We start from the raw sequence: 17,498 nt of genomic DNA, 5'->3' as shown, positions 1-17,498 counted from the left end.
GGGCGTCGTCAAGTTCTATTGTGGAATCGGCTCGCGATCGATCGATCGCGGCCGTGTGACGTATTCGCCCTTGGTTTGAAAGAACAGGATCCTCGTGGACAAGAAGCAGAAAAAACGACTGGACGTCATCAATAAAAAGCTGACCAGTTTGCGACAACAGTTAGCCGGATCGCGGCAGCAAGCCGATGACTTGAACGAATTGAAAGAGCTGGAGGACCAGATTTCGCAACTCGAAGCCGAGGCGGCGGAGCTTAAATCGAAGAAGTGACCACGGTGAAAAGTCGATTGACTGGCGGTCCCTGTTCAAGGTTGTTCACGGCGAAGATTTTGGGGCGATACGATGTCGTTTACCATCGCTGCGATCAGACCGGGTTCATCCAAACCGAGCAGCCGTACTGGCTGGACGAAGCCTACCGTCAGGTAATCGCAGATCTGGACATCGGGTTATTGCAGCGGAACGCGGATAAGGTTGATTTAGCTTGCGATTTATTGCCTCAAATCTGTCCCGACGGCCAGCGTTTACTGGACTATGCCGGCGGCTACGGGGTGTTCACGCGTCTGATGCGTGACCGAGGCTTCCCGTTCTGCCATACGGACGCCTATTGCGAATGTCTTTTCGCCAAAGGGTTTGAAGTCGACTTGGCGAACATCGACCGGCAGGAAATCGAGCGGCAGCAGTCATTCGATTGCGTCACTGCTTGGGAAGTGTTTGAGCATCTGGAAGACCCGCTGGGGACCTTCGACCAGCTGCTCGGTTTGGGAAAGTCGCTGCTGTTTTCGACGGTCCTGGTTCCCGATCCGCCACCGAAATCTGCCGATCAGTGGTGGTACTTTTTGCCCGAGACGGGGCAACACATTTCGTTTTACACCCAACCTGCGTTGCAATACGTCGCCGATCGTTTCGGCGTGTCACTGTATTCCGATAGCGCGGCGAACCACTTGATGACGCACGAGCCATTGGGTCGAAACCCGTTTCGCGGTCCGGGACGAATCCGACGCATCCTCAACCGGTTGTCTTCAACACTTTGTCCCGACGCAGCGGCACGACGGGCATCGGCGTTGCAGGCCGGAGACGCGCTTCGCCAAGCGGATTACCAACGGGCCTTGGAGCGATTGGCCGATTCAGTGGGTCGCCGCGATCGGGCACGGCAGCTGTCTCAACACAACCAAACCGCCGATGGCTAAACCCGAAGTGTTGATCGATGGGACCGTGTTCGAGGGCCGTGGGCGGATCGGCGTCTGGCGGCTTTTCTATGAGGTGATGTCGCGAACCGCTGGCGAGGTTGACTACACGGTGTTGGTCGACAACGCGCCACAGTTGGACATCCCCGGTGGGGTCGCGTTGCAGCGGTTTTCTCGCGGTCCGGAATTGGTCTCGCGGCGGCAGGTTGCCTGGCGTCTCGTGCGTCCGGTGCTCCACAGTCGTCTGCGATCGAAATTTCCGAATCACATTTGGCACCCCACGTTTTTTTCCTTGGATCCACGTGGCAAGGCGACCGGCCCAGACCGTGCGAAGCGGTTGGCGACCGTCTATGACATGATTTCCGAGGACTTCTACTGGATGGGAGACTTTGCCGTTCAACGGGAAATGAAACGGCGGTGCGTGGCACAGTGCGATCACGTGTTGACGATTTCTCATGCGGCCGCCGATCGCTTGGTGCGTTACTTTCCAGAGATGGCCGGGCACGTGACGGTGATGCACCTGGCAGCCGACCACGGCGGACAACTGCGGTCGTCGCCCTCGGACGATCGGAGTTCGACGGACGATCTCAATCCGGTGCGATCCAGCACCGGCGGTCGGGCACTTCCGCCGCGTTACTGTCTGTTTGTCGGCGGGCGGAATCTGTACAAGAATTTCCCGATGGTGGTTCGCGCGCTGGCCACACCACAGTGGCCCGATGATCTGCCGCTGGTCGTCGTCGGCGCACCGTTGGACGCGGAGGAACGAGCTTACATCCGATCCTATGGCGTTGATGAAAAGGTCGTCTCGCTGGGGCCGGTTGATGACGATCGGCTGAGCGAGTGCTACCGCAGGGCAGCGTGTTTCGTTTTTCCAAGTCTTGACGAGGGGTTCGGGTTGCCGGTTCTGGAAGCGCAAGCCCATGGTGCGATCCCCGTGCTGTGCGACACCGATGTTTTTCACGAGGTGGCCGGGGACGCCGCATTGTTTCATCGCCCGAATGATCCGAACGCATTTGTCGATGCCGTCCGACAGGCGATCGCAATGTCGCGGAAAGAACAACAGTTCCAGGCGCGAAAGAATTTACAACGCTTCTCTTGGGATCGCGCCGCGGCGACGCTTCTGGGCACGTATGAATCGCTTTGGCGGGATGGTGCTCGATGAGTGACCGAGCTCGGATCGCATACTTCAATGGTGGTACGGGAGTGCCCTCGGTGATTTTCCGCACGCCGATGTTCGACCGATTGGAAGAACGTGGCCATCGTGTCCGTCGCTATCCGAGCATTCCGAACCGCTACGGCCACCTTCCGGCACTGGGGTGGAGAGTCAGCCAGAGGCTGAAGTACGCGATCCGACGGTGGCAAATACGGCGGATCGCGCAGGGCTCGTTCGACAGTGTCGTGCTGGAAACGGGCGCGGTGCATTCGGACGACGACGTTCTGGAGAGCGAACTTCGCGGGGTCGCCAAGCGATTGGTTTATGACATTGACGACGCCGTCTTCCTGCTATTCCCCGAAAAAATCAGCAAGATCGCGGCGCAGTGCGATCACGTGATCGCCGGAAACCAGGCAATCGCCGATTGGATTCGTCCGCACAACCGGTCGATCACGATCGTTCCGACCTGTGTGGATGAGCGTCAATACGTGTCGAAATGGGCCGCGGAAGGCCGAGCGACGGCTCGACCGGTCACGGATGATCCGGGAACCCTCCGAATCGGCTGGGTCGGTTCTGCGGGCAACGTTCGCTTGCTGGAGGAGATTCTGCCTGTGATGGAGAATCTGGCCGAACAAATCCCGCTGAGGCTGCATATCATTACATCGCGTCAGGCTCACGGCAGTCTGAACACGCAGCACAAGGATCTGCTGGTGTGGATGGATATCGATCGAAGCGACGTCGCGTTACAACTGAGGCAGCTTGATGTCGGGATCATGCCGTTGCCCGAGGGCGACCGATGGTCGACGTTCAAATGCAATGCCAAGATGGTGCAGTACATGGCCAGCGGGTTGCCGACGGTAGCGACGGATGTCGGATTCAATCGGACCTTGATCGACGACGGGCGCGAGGGATTTCTTGTCAACGAGCGAACGCAATGGCAGGCCGCGTTGGAGCGTCTTGCGGCAGACGCCTGCTTGCGAGAAACTATGGGCAGGGCCGCACATCGGCGGATGTACGGTCAATTCACCGTCGCCGAACAAGTACAGAATTACGAGCAGGCAGTCCTTTACCGATCGCGACGGGGGGCCGAATGATCCACGGGGGGCGCGGCGTATGAACTCGGTCGCTGTCACGTCAGCCGCTGAAACTGGATCGTGTTTCAAACCTGAAATACAAAACGGGCGTGATGGCAACCGAAAGTGAAACCGAGTTGAATTGCGAGGATTGGGACCAGATTCTTGAGCCGAATTCAGCCGTGTTCAGCTTGCGTTTGGGTGAAGTCTGGACCTACCGCGACCTGCTGTATCTGTTTACCTATCGGGACATCGTCTCGTTTTACAAACAGACCATCCTGGGACCGCTTTGGTTTTTCATCCAGCCGATCTTCACCACTCTGGTTTACGTGTTGGTGTTCGGAACGATCGCCAAGCTTTCCTCCGATGGCTTGCCGCAGGTCTTGTTCTACATGTCGGGGGTCGTGTTGTGGAATTATTTTTCCGAATGCTTCAATAAGACCGCCACGGTGTTTCGAGACAACGCCAGCTTGTTCGGCAAGGTATATTTTCCGCGGTTGTTGATCCCGTTGTCGATCGTGACGTCCAACCTGATTCGATTCGCGATTCAATTCGGGCTGTTTTTGGCGATGCTCGCCTACTACGTCGCCGGCGGTGTGGTGACGCCGAACCGCTGGGCCCTGCTGTTGCCGTTAAGCGTTTTGGTGATGGCGACGTTGGGGCTGGCGTTTGGGATGTCATTTTCGGCGTTGACGACCAAGTATCGGGACCTGATCTTCTTGCTGCAGTTCGGTGTGCAATTGCTGATGTATGCGACCCCGGTGATTTATCCGGCGTCGCAGATCCCGCCGGGGATCGCCGCGGTGCTTGCCTGGAACCCGCTGGCGCCGCTGTTCGAGCTGACGCGTTTGGGATTCCTGGGCACGGGAACCGTCTCGGTCGGCGGTGTGGCTTATTCGGTCATCTTTGCGGCCGTCGCATTCCTTGTCTCGACGGTGATTTTCAATCGCGTGGAGCGAACCTTTATGGACTCGGTCTAGTGTCCGTTGCGATCCGATTTGAATCCGTTTCCAAACGTTACCGACTCGGTCAGGTCGGTACCGGAACGCTCTCACACGACCTGCAGCGTCTGGCGGCACGTCTTCTCGGCAAGCCCGATCCGTTTGCAACCGTCGGAACGATCAACGATCGCGAGCAGCCCGCGGGAGTTTCCCAAGCCCGCTCGGCCGACGCGTCAACGGGGAAACGCGGTGCGGTGAAAAAGCGGCGGGACGACTACGTTTGGGCGCTCAAAGACATCGATTTCGACGTCCCGATGGGCGAGATCCTCGGCATCGTGGGACGAAACGGAGCCGGCAAGTCGACGTTGCTGAAACTGTTGTCAAAGATCACCGCGCCGACGGCGGGGCGAATCAAAACGAAGGGCCGCGTGGCAAGTTTGTTGGAGGTCGGAACCGGGTTTCAACCGGAATTGACCGGTCGCGAGAACATTTTTTTAAACGGCGCGCTGTTGGGCATGCGGCGTCACGAAATCAAACAGCGACTTGATCAGATCATCGATTTCAGCGGTTGTGCGAAGTACATCGACACGCCGGTCAAACGTTACAGCAGCGGGATGACGGTCCGCTTGGGCTTTGCCGTCGCGGCACACCTGGATTGCGAGATTTTGGTCGTCGATGAAGTCCTTGCCGTCGGGGACGCGGAGTTTCAAAACCGCTGCATCGGCCGAATGCGAGAGGTTTCGGCGGATCAGGGGAAAACCGTCCTGTTCGTCAGCCACAACATGGGATCCGTTCAATCGCTGTGTCGCCAAGGCGTCTTGTTGGATCGCGGCCAGGTGGTCGGCATCGCGCCGATCGCGGACACCATTCGTGACTACTTTGAACTCAATGCGGGAGCCCAGACCGGATCCCACTGGCAGTCCACTGACCAGACCAACGCGGCGTTTGCGATCGAACGTGTCAGCGTCACCAGTCCGGGGCGTCCGTCGTTCGCGGCGACCGACCCGTCCGACGTGATTTCCCCCGATGCGGCGTTTGAGGTCACGATTCAATACACCATCGGTAAGCCGTTGCCACCGATGCGGGTGGGGTTCTTGATCGTTTCCGGAGAAGGACCGGTCGTCGTGGAAGCGTACGATTCGGATTCCCCGGACAATCGCGGCCCCAGGTCACCGGGTTGCTACCGCAGCACGTGCAGGATCCCCGGACGCCTGCTCAGTCCCGGTTGGTACTACCTGACGATCAACGCGGGAATTCCGCATGTCGAAAACCTGTTCAACCGAACCGCATTGGTGAAATTCAGGATTCATGAGAGCGAGCTTGAAGAGACTCAGCGGACGAAGCGGTCGGGAGTCTTGCAACCCTGTTTTCAATGGGAGACGAAACCATCTTAAAACGAATCGCAAGAAGAGTGCTGCGGGCTGAAATTGATTCGCTGACGGCGGAACGAGACGCGTTGGCCCGACACGCGGCGTCGTTCATTGCGACAAATCGGTTCGAGGAATCCGACGTGTTTATCGCCGGCTATCCGAAGTCGGGAAACACCTGGATGCAGCTGATGGTCGCGGCCATGTTGTACCGTTTCGATCCCGGTCGCACCCCCGACGCCTTGGTGCAGGAGCTCGTCCCGGACATTCACTCCAAGGCCTTTTACAAGCGTTTTCTGCCGACCACGTGCTTCAAGACTCACGCGTTACCGCAACCCCAATACAAGCGTGTGCTGAACATCGTCCGCGACGGTCGCGATGTTCTTTGTTCCTACCGCAGCTTCAACGAGGCACTCGGCCATCCGGCCGATTTGGACCAGATGGTTGCCGGGCGAATTGAATTGCCGTGGGGCGACTGGCAAGACCATGTGCTGAAATGGCACGAGAATCCCTATCAGGCGGAAATCCTGACGGTACGCTACGAAGATCTGAAAACGGACTGCGCCTCGCAACTGCAGCGGGTCGCGTCATTTCTGCGATTGGACCTCTCTGGCGATGAAATCCAGTCGATTGCCGAAGCCACGCAGGTCAAAAAAATGCAGGATCGCGAGCGTCGACTCGGCTGGGACAGCAAGCTTTGGCCGGCGGAAAAACGGTTTGTACGCCGAGGGGTCAGCGGGGCCTACCGGGACGAATTGTCGGCCGAACAGATCACGCTGTTGACCGCGCGTTTCGAGACAGGGTTGCGGCTGCTGAACTACCCTGAATGACCGCAGCATCGCGGATAACGGACGGATCTGATCGGCGCGGAATTCGTCAACGGCCTGTTGATTTTTTCGAAAGGAACAATCTATCGATCAGCCGACGGCCGCCGGTGCCGGTTTTTGGCGGCGGAACCGCGGCTAGCGCCGATCGGCTGACTCAATCAACAGGCCGCCAAGAATTTTGGGGTCGTCCGAGAACTTGGTGGCAGCTTTCGGATACTCGGTCCTGAGCAATTTGCCACGAATTTCCCGGAAGAACCGAATTTTGCAGCAATTGCCCTCCGAGGCGTTCGATTGAAGCGCAAGACGCCGTCTCTTCCCCAAGGGGGATCGATGATTCTCGGCGGGCGGCCGGAACCCTTCGTTGATTTTCAGCCTTTGTGCTATACTTCGGGAATTGAAATCCGAAACGCTCTCGCCCGTCCAGCGCCAGCCTCTTCTTCGACTTTCGCATGGTTTTTCTGATGCAGCGACAGATCCATTTGGTCCTCCTCGGAGGCTTTTTCGCCTCTCTCTGGCAGTTCGCCGTCAGCCCGGTCGCACATGCCATCAAGCCCGAGGATCCGATGGTGCAACAAATGGTCGCCCGAGGGATCCAATTCCTCGAATCGGCCGAGATCCACGACGAAGGCGAACAGGTACTTGCCGCGTACACGATGATGAAGGCGGCTCCGGATCCGACCAATCCGGTGGTGCAGAGAGGGCTGGCAGAGGCGAAAAAATTTGTCAGCGTCTTTTCACGCCAGCAAGAGTTCAAGTCGAACTATCACGCGGCGGTGTCCGCACTGCTGTTTGCCGAGGTCGACCCGCAGCAGTATCGCAACGAGCTCGCAACGATTCTGCGCTACTTCGACGAGGTCCAGGAGGCCGACGGATCCTACACCTATCCCCAGGAAAAGAAGGGGGACACGTCGCAAACCCAATATGTGGTGCTCGCACTTTGGACGCTCGATCGGCTCGGCTACAAGGTCGACTACAACCGTCTGCAGAAATCGATGGACTGGTTTTTTCGGGTCCAGGATATCCGTGGGGCTTGGCCCTATCAGGGGGTCGTTCCGTCCGGCGGAGGTTTGACAAAGCAAGAGCGGATCACCGAGGGCATGTCGCTCGCCGGAGGTGCGACGCTGTTGATCGCCGGAGACACGATCGGGATGTGGGGGTCCAGCAAGACGACCCAAGACGCGGGAATCATCGGCCTGCCCAAAGCCATCAAGCTGTTCAAAGATGACGAAAACGCCGAGCGGAGAAAAACCAACGCGCGGATTAAGAAAGACGCCGTTTTCAACGCGATCGGCCGGATGGAAAATTGGCTCCGGGCGAACCCGACCCCCGATCACGTCAATCACCGCTATTACTACTACACCTGCTATACGACCGAGCGTTATCAGAGTTTCTTGGACATCGCCCAGGGGGTGCCGATCGAGTCGGAACCGGATTGGTACAATCGCATCGTCGGGGAACTGAAACGGTCGCAAACCCCCGAGGGTGGCTGGGGGGAAACTCAGCACATTTATGCCCCGGCCAACACCTGTTTTGCGATTCTGTTCCTGATCCGCAGCACCAAGAAATCACTCGGTGCTGGTGCCAGCGCGTCGGCGATCGGCGGCTATGGATTCGGCGAAAACGTCAGCGATGCGAAGATGCAGAACGGCCAAGCGGTTTCGCCGGTGGCCGCCCAATCGGTGGCCAACATGCTGCAACTGCTCGAAAGTGACAACGCCGATGAATTGGACGGCAAAGCGATGGTCGACAACGCCGAACTTCCCACCGACCCGGTGGAACGCACGGCGCAACTCGAACGGCTCGAACGTCTCGTCCGCGGCAGCAGGTCGTGGCAGGCGCGTCGTGTGTCGGCAAAAATGCTCGGCATGAGCGACGAACATCGCGTCGTGCCGGCCCTGATCTTTGCACTCAGCGATCCCGATCATGCTGTCCGCGCGTACGCCCGCGATGGGTTGCGTTTTATCAGCCGGAAATTCGAAGGCTTTGGCATGCCGGACGAGCCGACCAATGCCGAGATCCGCAACGCCCAACGCAAGTGGCGGGAATGGTACAAATCGGTGCGACCGGACTACGTCTTCCTGGATGATTAAACGGCCAGCCGTGTCGGGACGCTGATTCGAGGGCGGTCAAGCCAACGCGAGCCGCAGTGAGCGTAAATTCCTCCGCGACACTCCCAGAGAGTGGATTAAGTCGCAACGGTCTGTTAAATCGGAGGTTAAAAACCGCGCGACATGCTGCGGCAGTGACCGCGTCAGGTGAATTGGGCGTAGAACGTCCAGGCCCCCGTGACCAGCATCGCCGCGGCGGACAGCCATAAGAAAAGATCCCACGTCTTGCCCGGTTCCAAGCCCTCGACCGATCGCTTGTAGCGGAAGAACAGTGCCGCGGCGGCCAGCATCGGTAACATGATCCCCTGGGTGATCCCGCTGATCAAAACCAGCTGTGCCGGAGCGGGGAAGGCGATGAAGATGATCACACACAGGATCGGAAACACACCGCTCAAAATCCGAATCCAACGGTCCCGGGTCTGCTGGTCGTGCGCGATCACGCCGATCACCCGCAAGGCGTCGGAAAATGTCCGCGCGTGGGACGCGTTGGCGACGAAAAACGTCGAATACAGCACCGCCAATGCGCCGAACAAAAACACCGTCGCGGCCCATTCGGAAAACACCGGTTGAAACATCACCGCCAGCGTCCGCACCATGTCGCCCTTTTCGGGATTCAATCCGATGCGGTGTAGCACCGAGGCGCCCAACAGATAGAACGCGACGGTGGCAAAGGTATAGATCAACATCGCGCCCCATGCATCGACGTGCATCACCCGCATCCATCCGGCGGCCCGCTGTTTCCACTGCGGCGAACCGTCATTCGCCCCGGTGAATTTGCCGTACCCCTTTTCCAAACACCAATACGGGTACGTGATCAATTCGGCAGCTCCCACACCGATGATGCCAAAGGTCGCCAGTGCCGTTCGAATCGGACTGATCTCCGCCGTCTTGTCCGGAAACGAAAACATCAACCCGGACAGAAATTCTTTGGCACTGAACGCAAACTCGGCCTCGCTTTGTAACCAATACACGTTCACGATGACCAGCAACGTGAACGATGCCACCAACGCGGTGGAGAAGGATTGAATCAAGCTGTACCGGCCGACGACCAGAATCACGCTGGTGATCAGCGAGATGATGACGGCCCAGATCGCGGTGTCATGGGGATGCGAACGCTCGCCGGGAACTTCCGAGCGATACGTGGCGTCGTAGGTGCCCCACGTATTCGACGTGGTCACTTCGGACTCATTCTCGCCTTGGCGATGTGCTTGGCGAAAGGCATCGAAACGCGCCAGTTGTTCGGCGTCGGCCGCCTGGTTGTACGCCACGCCTTGCTGCGTCAACGGCGCACTGATCGACAGCGCCTGACCGACACCGCCGACGATGCCTCCCAGTTGGGAAATGCTGGCCAGCCACATGACCAACCAATACCACACCAACCAATTCCCACGCCCCTTGATCCGCGGCCCCGGAACCTCATCGAGCGCCACCAACGTCGTCTTTCCGCTGATCAATGCGTAGCGTCCGAATTCGATTTGGGCGAACACCTTGATGACGCAGCCGATCACGATCAGCCACAACAGACTGAATCCGGCTTCGGCCCCCGTCTTGGTCGTGGCGATCAATTCACCGCTACCGACGATCGATCCCGCGACGATCAGCCCCGGCCCGACCGCCAGCAGAATCCGCCCCAGTGAGGTGGGAGGGGAAATGGTTTCGTTTTCTTTCATGGGGCGTGAGTGTAGCAGAGCCAGAATCACGCATGTTGCGGCGAGAAAGTTTCAGGTCAGTTGGGAGTTGGGAGTTGGGAGTTGGGAGTTGGGAGTTGGGAGTTGGGAGTTGGGAGTTGGGAGTTGGGAGGGACGGAAAAATGGGGGGCAGAAAAATTGGCGGTGAAAATGAACTGCCAGGCAAGAGAAAATCCATGTGTGCCAAAACATGGTTGGGGGCTTTAGAAATGTCTGAAACTTCAATCGCGAAACCTGAAACCTGAAACTTAAATCCCCCGCCGGTTGCGTGGTGTGGGCCTACGGGGTGATAATTGGACCTGTTCCGGGATGACCGTTTTCGCCTCTTTTTCGTTTGCATGGCCGCCGTCCAACCGCTCGACACGACCATCGCCGTGGTCACGCCGGAGAACATCGCCTTTGAATATCAATTGGCCGGTCCGTTCCGTCGTCTGCCGGCGTACCTGATCGATCTGGCGGTCCGCTGGGGGGTGATTTTGACGGTCGGGTTCACGCTGCTGTTGCTCGGCGGCATGTTGACCGTGTTGTCGACCTTCTACGGGCCGCTGACGTTTGCCTTCATCGTGATTTTGATCTTCGTGATCAATTGGTTTTACGGGACGATTTTGGAGGCGTATTTCAACGGCCGCACGATCGGAAAGTGGTTTTGTGGGATTCGCGTGATCGAAGTTGACGGGCGTCCCGTCTCGCCACGCAGCGCCTTGCTACGCAACTTGTTGCGCGTCGCGGATTTGGCCCCGGTCGCCGCGATCAACACGTGGGATCCCGACATCCCGCCGGTCTATTTCATCCCGACGGGGATCATCGGGTTGGTCAGCATGATGATGACCCGGCGGATGCAGCGATTGGGGGATTTGGCGGCGGGAACGATGGTGGTGGTCGATGAACGCAAATGGCAATTGCCGATCGCCAAGGTGGACGACGCACGGGTCCCCGCGCTGGCGTCTTACGTTCCCGGGGACTACCTGATCACCAGAAAGATGGCCCGAACGCTGGCAACCTATGTCGAACGTCGACATTTCTTGACCCCGCCGCGGCGCCGCGAAGTTGCCCGCAACCTTTCCGATCCGCTGATCGATCGGTTTGAATTCCGCAGGGACATCGACCCGGACCTGTTGCTGTACGCGCTCTACTACAAAACCTTTTTGGCCGATTCGACGACCGAACCGGCCGATCTGGGGCCGCTGGCCGGTTACAGTCCACTGGCCAAAGACGCCGGCAAACCGTCGGGGCTGGGCGAACCACTGCAAAGCGTCGTGTTGGAGGAGCTCGGCAAGCCGGCCCAGCGTCAACCAGCCCAGCGTCAACCGGCCCAGCCGGTAAATCGTCAACCGGCACAGGCTCCGTTGGGGGATTGGCGGCAGGCGTCCGAGCGGGCGTCGATCCAACCCGGCGGCGAACCGTCCCGTGCCGAGACGCCGGCGGGCGAAAGCCCCGCACCGCCGCGCAAGATGCCGGGGGATGACCAATGAACGTCGCGAAACTGCTGGAGAAACGCCGCGTCGATTGGACGGAACTGGAACGGCTGTGCGAAGCGATGGAAGTGCGCGGCAGCACCGATTCGGTCAGCCCCAAACATCGTGGGGCGGCGGGTGTGGCGCGGTTTTCATCGCTGTACCGAGCGGCGTGCGCCGATCTGGCACTCGCCGACGCCTACCAGTTGCCTCCCAACACCGTCACCTACCTGCACCGTCTGGTGGCCCGCGCGCACAACCAGTTGTATCGCACGCACAGTCCCACACCGGGCGGTTGGGTTCAGATTTTGTTCCGGGAAGCACCGCAACGGATTTTCAATGACGGCTGTGTGCGGGTGGCCAGCCTGGTTTTCTTTGGCCTGTTCGCCTTGGCGATGGTGATGGGTGCCGCGGAGGAACAGTTTCCCGGTTTCGCCGAACGCATTTGCGGTTCCAAAATGCTCGAAGCCACTTCGGAATCCTTCAAAGAACCGTTGGCCGTCAATCCAGAAGAATACACGGCGCGGGCGGCGTTTTACATTCGCCACAACACGGGCATCGGGCTGCAGTGTTTCGCCTATGGGATTCTGTTGGTCCCCTGTTTGGTCACGCTCGCCTACAACGCGATCGTTTTGGGCGCGACGTTTGGTTACATGTCACGCGACGGGGTGGAGGGAGCGGACCATTTTTTCGAATTCGTGACCGCGCACGGCCCCTTTGAATTGACGGCGATCGCGTTGTCGGCCGGGGCCGGTTTGCGTTTGGGCATGGGGCTGTTTTACACCCGCGGTCTGTCTCGTGTGGACTCGGTCCGCCGGGCCGGACGCGACGCCGTGCCGGTGATGGCCGCCAGCGCGGCGATGTTTGTTCTGGCAGCTTTCACCGAAGGCTTCTTGTCGCCCAGCGGTGCCCCGTACCTGATCAAGGTGGCCTGGTCGATCCTGTCCAGCGGTCTGATCACCCTGTACTTCGTCGTGCTCGGATTCCCCCGCAACGAAAGCGACGGCGGGTCCTTGGTCCGAACCGCCCGCTATGCGGATCTGGTCGATTCCCGCCGCCCGATTGACGGAGTCGACGACGATGCAGCTTGATCAAACCCATGTGGCCGTCCGCGTCCGAACCCTGGCCGAGATCGGCGATCTGGCCTTGGTGCTGTTGCATCGCTACCCGACGCTGCTGTTGGTCGGGTTTCTGCTGGGCGCTTGGCCCTGGATGGTCGCCAACGCGTTGTTGCTGTCTTGGATCCCGCTGACCGAGGCTCAATACGGTCTGGATGATTCCGAAGCGATTTGGGAACTGAGTCGTTATGCGACGTGGATGGCGTTGTTGGTGTTTCTCCAGACCCCGGCTGCCGGAGTGGTCACGACGATCTATCTGGGGCAGGCCGTGTTCGAACACAAACCGAGTTGGAAGAGCGCGCTGAAAATCGCTCGGCAACAATTTTGGCGTTGGTTTTATTGCCTGGGGATTCGTCGCCTGGCGATCCCCGCGATGATCCTGGTCGCGCTCCGTCTGTTCCAACCCTATGACAACGTCTTTGACGTCACCTTGCCGATCATCCTGTTTGTCGTCGCGTTGGCGGTGCGCGCCGGTCGACCGTTTTTGCCGGAAATGATTCTGTTGGAGATGTGTCCGCTGCGCAGCAAGAACGCCAACGAAATCACGCTCTCGCGACGCGCCCGTGCCTTGCATCGTCCCGCCGGCAGCGACGTCGGCAGCCGCTGGTTCGCCGCCGCGTTGACGCTGACCGTCATTTTCGCCGGCCTGTTCTACAGCCTGGTGTGGGTCCGCGGGATCGTCACCGGCTATTGGAATTTCGGCTTGGTGACGTTGTTGGTGCTGTACCCGCTGGCGCTTTGGACCGTCGGGGGGCTGAGCGTGGTGGTCCGCATGATTGCCTACCTGGATACCCGCATTCGACTCGAAGGCTGGGATGTCGAGTTGGCGGTTCGCGCCGAAGCGATGCGTCAGTTCGGCGAAGAAACCGGCATTTCGAAATCAGCGACACCGACACCTTCGAAATCGATTTCGGTGCCCCCGTCCAGCGAAGCGGCCGCGACAACCGTCGGAGGAGCATCGTGAATCTCCTGTCAAACGCAGCGAGCATCGTGACCTCAGCGTGGCCTCGTCCGGCGAATTTGTGGCTGCACATGGTCGCCCTCGCCATGGTTGCGACCCTCTGTGCGAGTCGGGGCGTTTCGCAATCGCCCGATCGACCGAATGCGTCGGAAGATCCGGCCGGTGTGTCGCAGTCGTTGGACACGACGCCCTGGTATGATGCCGAATCAAAACAATTGGTGCCGATCGAATTGAAGGTCCGCCAAGACGACTCGATTCATCGAGAAAGCCGCTGGTTGCCCAAGCCGAAAAAGATCAAACAGACGGCGGCGTCGAATAACACCGCCGCCAACCCGGGCGCCACGACCGGCGGGTTGCTGGGCACATCGTTCAGCTGGAGTAATCTGTTCGGTTGGATGATGCTGGCTGTGATCGTGATGGGAATGGTCGGTTTGACCGTGTACGCGGTGTCGCGGGCCGAATTGCGGATGCAAGATCGCACGTCATCGACCAGTCCGTCCGATTCAAAAGCGTTGCCCGACGAACACACACTCGAGCGAATCAAACACCTGCCGCCCGAACTTCGCCGCACCGATGTGAACCTGCGCAACGAGTGTGAACGATTGATGAGCGAAGGGCGCTTCGACCAGGCGATCATTCTGTTGCTCGGCCATCAGCTGTTGTTGCTCGATCGTAACGGACTGTTGCGACTGAGCCGGGGAAAGACGAACGGTCGGTATGTGCGCGAGACGCGCGGCCACCACGAGGCGATTGCGGCGTGGTTGCGGGCAACTGCCGATGCGTTTGAACAATCCTACTTCGGGCGTCACGAGATTCCTGCCGGCGTGTTCGAGCAACTGTGGCGGCAAAACGAGATGCTGGAATCGGCCACCCAGACCTATGGAGCGGGCAAATGAAACGCATCATTGTCCCGGTCCTGTTGCTGTTCTTGCTTGTCGGCTGTGATGGCGGTCTGGGAACCAGCTATGGCCCCAGCAAAGGATACTTAGCCCGGCGAAGTATCAACGGTTTCACATCGCTGCGGAACGCCTTTTCCGATGCCGGCTTCGCCACGCGTGATTTACATCGCCTGACCGATCGGGCGCGGCGGACGTCCGTGATCGTTTGGACGCCCTCGCACCCGACGGGCATCGAATCCAGGACGACGCGTTGGATGGAACAATGGCTGCGGTCGCGACAAAAGACGCTGATCTATGTGGTTCCCGATAGCGGCAGCGAAGCGGAGTTTTACCGCGACGCCCGCCCCCTCGCTTCGCCACCACAGCGACTGGAGTACCGCCGGAAGTACGCCGAAAAACTGATTCAAGAGCACCAGTGGCAACTGGCCCGAACCACGTTGCCGTCCAACGGCTGGTTGTCGATTCAACCCAAAGTCCAGCGAACCCGAATCAGGCTGGGCGAAGCAGCCGGCAGTGACCCGGCCGGCAGTGATCGCTGGACCGAGGTGGTCAACAGCGACACGCCGCGCCGCGTCGAGTGGGTTTTGCAGCGGTATGACCGTAAAGACAAGACGCAGCAGGGATCCCCGATTTTGGAACCGGCCGGTCCCGGTGCCGTGTACTGGCCGCAGGGGCAGTCCGTCAGCACCACGTCGGCCAAAACGAAGTTTGAATCGTTGTTGGCGTCCGAAGACGGCGACACCGTGTTGGCCCGGATCACCAGCGACGCCTGGCCGGAGTCACAGATCTTGGTGGTCGCCGGCGGATCGATGTTGACCAACTACGCCCTGACACAACCGCACCACCAGGCACTCGCCCGGGGGCTGATCCGCAGCTCGATCGCACTGATGATTCCGTCCCGGCGAGTGGATTCTGGCGGCCGGCTGATCGCGGAGGGGCCGCAGCCGCAGGTGGGATTTGCATCGGCACCCTATTCGTTACCGATCAGCGACCGAAGCGGCGAGATCCCACGGGCCTCCGGTGCGGAGTTCTTCACCGAGTTTCCGCTCAGCTTCGTCACCTTTCACATCGCGATCCTGGGGTTCGTGATCTGTTTGATGTTACTGCCGATCTTTGGTCGTCCGCGTCACGTCGACCGTGGCGTGCTGACACATTTCGGCGATCATTTGAGCGCCGTGGCGACGCTGATGCGGCGTCGCGGCGGCGAAACGTTCGCCCGACGCAAGATCAGCGACTACATGAAGCACGTCCGCGACGAAACGTCGGGGCCCTGGGTGATCGACGACCCGGTTCACCCGACCGATCCGGCGCTCCACTTGCACGTGCCAACTCCGAAACCGCCCGTCAAAGCAACCGATGCGCCGAATCAAATCGATGATGCTAGCCCGAACGCGTAAGCGAGGGGCACCGCGTCGCCCCGGGACGACCGCGAGCAAGATAGAATCAACACGCGGAAATCGCCAACGGCACACCCTGCCCAAGAGCGCGACGGCGGTTGACACGGCGGGTTCGCGCCAAGAATCTACTGAACGCCCCCAAGACGATTCCAAACCACCTGAGCGAGGCTGACCGTTGACTGACCCGACTGCTGGAAACCCACAACCCGGATCACCTGCCGCCACCCCGTCGGCCGCCCATGGCACGCGCCTTGATGGCGCGAGCGTTCAAGCTTCGGCCAGCGGCGCACCGGCACCTGCCCCGCCGAGCGAGTCGACGACGGCGTCACCGGGAAAGAGCCCGCGATTCGAACCCGTCCAGCGGCTCTACCAAGCCGTCTCCGATGAAGTCGCCAAGCTCTATGTCGGACAGGACGAATTGGTCCTGGGAACGCTGACCGCATTATTTTCCGGTGGCCATGTGCTGATCGAATCCGTCCCGGGGCTGGGAAAGACCCTGTTCGTCCGCACCCTCGGTCGGGCGCTGGGCTGCGATTTCGGACGCATCCAATTCACCGCCGACCTGATGCCGTCGGACATCACCGGCGCGCCGGTGTTTGACATGCAAAAGAGCGAATTCCGATTCCGTCCCGGCCCGGTGTTCACACAGCTGTTGTTGGCCGACGAAATCAACCGCTCGCCCGCCAAGACACACGCCGCCCTGCTGGAGATCATGCAGGAATACCGCGTCACGATCGACGGCACCAGCCACACCGTGCCGCAACCGTTTTTGGTGATGGCGACCCAGAACCCGTTGGAGAGCGAAGGCACGTACAATTTGCCCGAAGCCCAGCTGGACCGGTTCATGTTTAAATTGAAGGTCGATTATCCGAGCGAGTTGCAAGAAGCGGAAATCCTGAAACTGCACAGCAAACAGGTCAACCTGAACGAACGTCTGGAAAACGAGGTGCGAACGATCACCGATCCGGAAACGGTGCGTCAATTGATCCAGCTTTGTGGAACGGTCAACGTCGAAGACGCCTTGGTGGACTACATCAACAAAATCGTCCGCGCGACACGCACCTGGCCGGCGTTCCACATCGGTGCCTCGCCACGTGCGGGGCTGGCCTTGATGCAATGTGCCCGCACCTTGGCCGGATTCGGCGGTCGCGACTATGCGATCCCCGATGACGTCGTCGAAGTGGCAATCCCCGCTTTGCGTCACCGCGTCCAATTGAGCGCCGAAGCGGAGATCGAAGGCCGAGATGTCGACGAAGAATTATTGGCCATGATCCGAGGCATCGAAGTCCCCCGCGATTGACAGTGCGTGGGACAGGCTTCCAACCTGTTG

General features: G+C 59.5%; 15 protein-coding genes. 14 read left to right on the top strand and 1 reads right to left on the bottom strand.

Annotated elements, in window-relative coordinates:
* Positions 1–94: 94 nt before the first annotated feature.
* The 8 genes from H1B37_RS24210 (at position 95) to H1B37_RS24175 (ending at position 8,633) form a co-directional block, all read left to right on the top strand.
* The gene (locus tag H1B37_RS24210; RefSeq protein ID WP_182869710.1) at positions 95–268 is read left to right on the top strand and encodes a hypothetical protein; all 174 of its coding nucleotides are present in this window, start codon (positions 95–97) and stop codon (positions 266–268) included.
* The gene (locus H1B37_RS24205; protein ID WP_182869708.1) at positions 265–1,185 is read left to right on the top strand and encodes a class I SAM-dependent methyltransferase; all 921 of its coding nucleotides are present in this window, start codon (positions 265–267) and stop codon (positions 1,183–1,185) included. Before H1B37_RS24210 ends, H1B37_RS24205 begins: the two co-directional genes overlap by 4 nt.
* Positions 1,178–2,344, top strand: coding sequence for a glycosyltransferase family 4 protein (locus tag H1B37_RS24200; protein WP_182869706.1), 1,167 nt, complete (start codon positions 1,178–1,180; stop codon positions 2,342–2,344). The genes H1B37_RS24205 and H1B37_RS24200 overlap by 8 nt, the downstream gene beginning before the upstream one ends.
* The gene (locus H1B37_RS24195) at positions 2,341–3,429 is read left to right on the top strand and encodes a glycosyltransferase (protein ID WP_182869705.1); all 1,089 of its coding nucleotides are present in this window, start codon (positions 2,341–2,343) and stop codon (positions 3,427–3,429) included. Before H1B37_RS24200 ends, H1B37_RS24195 begins: the two co-directional genes overlap by 4 nt.
* A gap of 92 nt (positions 3,430–3,521) precedes the next feature.
* Entirely contained in the window at positions 3,522–4,388 is an 867-nt protein-coding gene (locus tag H1B37_RS24190; protein ID WP_182869703.1) for an ABC transporter permease, read from the top strand.
* Entirely contained in the window at positions 4,388–5,743 is a 1,356-nt protein-coding gene (locus tag H1B37_RS24185) for an ABC transporter ATP-binding protein (RefSeq protein WP_182869700.1), read from the top strand. The genes H1B37_RS24190 and H1B37_RS24185 overlap by 1 nt, the downstream gene beginning before the upstream one ends.
* Before the next feature lie 17 nt (positions 5,744–5,760).
* The gene (locus H1B37_RS24180; protein ID WP_182869698.1) at positions 5,761–6,546 is read left to right on the top strand and encodes a sulfotransferase domain-containing protein; all 786 of its coding nucleotides are present in this window, start codon (positions 5,761–5,763) and stop codon (positions 6,544–6,546) included.
* Positions 6,547–6,992: 446 nt separating this feature from the next.
* Positions 6,993–8,633 carry a hypothetical protein gene (locus H1B37_RS24175; RefSeq protein WP_182869696.1) on the top strand — a complete coding sequence of 547 codons (1,641 nt, stop codon included), beginning with the start codon at positions 6,993–6,995 and terminating at the stop codon, positions 8,631–8,633.
* A 161-nt stretch (positions 8,634–8,794) separates the two neighbouring features.
* Here H1B37_RS24175 and H1B37_RS24170 read toward each other — a convergent pair whose 3' ends face one another.
* Positions 8,795–10,321 carry an Nramp family divalent metal transporter gene (locus tag H1B37_RS24170; RefSeq protein ID WP_182869694.1) on the bottom strand — a complete coding sequence of 509 codons (1,527 nt, stop codon included), beginning with the start codon at positions 10,319–10,321 and terminating at the stop codon, positions 8,795–8,797.
* A 356-nt stretch (positions 10,322–10,677) separates the two neighbouring features.
* On the opposite strand from H1B37_RS24170, the gene H1B37_RS24165 reads away from it, so the two are divergent.
* From H1B37_RS24165 to H1B37_RS24140, 6 genes are all read left to right on the top strand, one after another.
* On the top strand, positions 10,678–11,811 hold the full coding sequence (locus H1B37_RS24165) for an RDD family protein (RefSeq protein ID WP_182869693.1): 1,134 nt from the start codon (positions 10,678–10,680) through the stop codon (positions 11,809–11,811).
* Positions 11,808–12,884 (top strand): stage II sporulation protein M, encoded by a 1,077-nt coding sequence (locus H1B37_RS24160; protein ID WP_182869691.1) that lies wholly within the window; start codon positions 11,808–11,810, stop codon positions 12,882–12,884. Before H1B37_RS24165 ends, H1B37_RS24160 begins: the two co-directional genes overlap by 4 nt.
* Positions 12,874–13,875 carry a hypothetical protein gene (locus H1B37_RS24155; RefSeq protein WP_182869689.1) on the top strand — a complete coding sequence of 334 codons (1,002 nt, stop codon included), beginning with the start codon at positions 12,874–12,876 and terminating at the stop codon, positions 13,873–13,875. The genes H1B37_RS24160 and H1B37_RS24155 overlap by 11 nt, the downstream gene beginning before the upstream one ends.
* The gene (locus tag H1B37_RS24150; RefSeq protein ID WP_182869687.1) at positions 13,872–14,768 is read left to right on the top strand and encodes a DUF4129 domain-containing protein; all 897 of its coding nucleotides are present in this window, start codon (positions 13,872–13,874) and stop codon (positions 14,766–14,768) included. Before H1B37_RS24155 ends, H1B37_RS24150 begins: the two co-directional genes overlap by 4 nt.
* Positions 14,765–16,168 carry a hypothetical protein gene (locus tag H1B37_RS24145; protein WP_182869685.1) on the top strand — a complete coding sequence of 468 codons (1,404 nt, stop codon included), beginning with the start codon at positions 14,765–14,767 and terminating at the stop codon, positions 16,166–16,168. The genes H1B37_RS24150 and H1B37_RS24145 overlap by 4 nt, the downstream gene beginning before the upstream one ends.
* Before the next feature lie 175 nt (positions 16,169–16,343).
* The gene (locus H1B37_RS24140) at positions 16,344–17,468 is read left to right on the top strand and encodes an AAA family ATPase (protein ID WP_182869683.1); all 1,125 of its coding nucleotides are present in this window, start codon (positions 16,344–16,346) and stop codon (positions 17,466–17,468) included.
* Positions 17,469–17,498: the final 30 nt, after the last annotated feature.

This window comes from Stieleria mannarensis (assembly GCF_014154935.1).
GTDB classification, from domain to species: Bacteria; Planctomycetota; Planctomycetia; order Pirellulales; family Pirellulaceae; genus Stieleria; species Stieleria mannarensis.
The sequence above is the reverse complement of the archived record's forward strand: the minus strand, read 5'-3'. Positions and strand labels throughout refer to the sequence as shown.

Bases quoted from the DNA above. Each gene is read 5' to 3' on its own strand.
- H1B37_RS24165 (WP_182869693.1), top strand. From the start codon at position 10,678: ATGGCCGCCGTCCAACCGCTCGACACGACCATCGCCGTGGTCACGCCG.
- H1B37_RS24145 (WP_182869685.1), top strand. From the start codon at position 14,765: ATGAAACGCATCATTGTCCCGGTCCTGTTGCTGTTCTTGCTTGTCGGC.
- H1B37_RS24160 (WP_182869691.1), top strand. From the start codon at position 11,808: ATGAACGTCGCGAAACTGCTGGAGAAACGCCGCGTCGATTGGACGGAA.
- H1B37_RS24155 (WP_182869689.1), top strand. From the start codon at position 12,874: ATGCAGCTTGATCAAACCCATGTGGCCGTCCGCGTCCGAACCCTGGCC.
- H1B37_RS24175 (WP_182869696.1), top strand. From the start codon at position 6,993: ATGGTTTTTCTGATGCAGCGACAGATCCATTTGGTCCTCCTCGGAGGC.
- H1B37_RS24190 (WP_182869703.1), top strand. From the start codon at position 3,522: ATGGCAACCGAAAGTGAAACCGAGTTGAATTGCGAGGATTGGGACCAG.
- H1B37_RS24195 (WP_182869705.1), top strand. From the start codon at position 2,341: ATGAGTGACCGAGCTCGGATCGCATACTTCAATGGTGGTACGGGAGTG.
- H1B37_RS24170 (WP_182869694.1), bottom strand. From the start codon at position 10,321: ATGAAAGAAAACGAAACCATTTCCCCTCCCACCTCACTGGGGCGGATT.
- H1B37_RS24200 (WP_182869706.1), top strand. From the start codon at position 1,178: ATGGCTAAACCCGAAGTGTTGATCGATGGGACCGTGTTCGAGGGCCGT.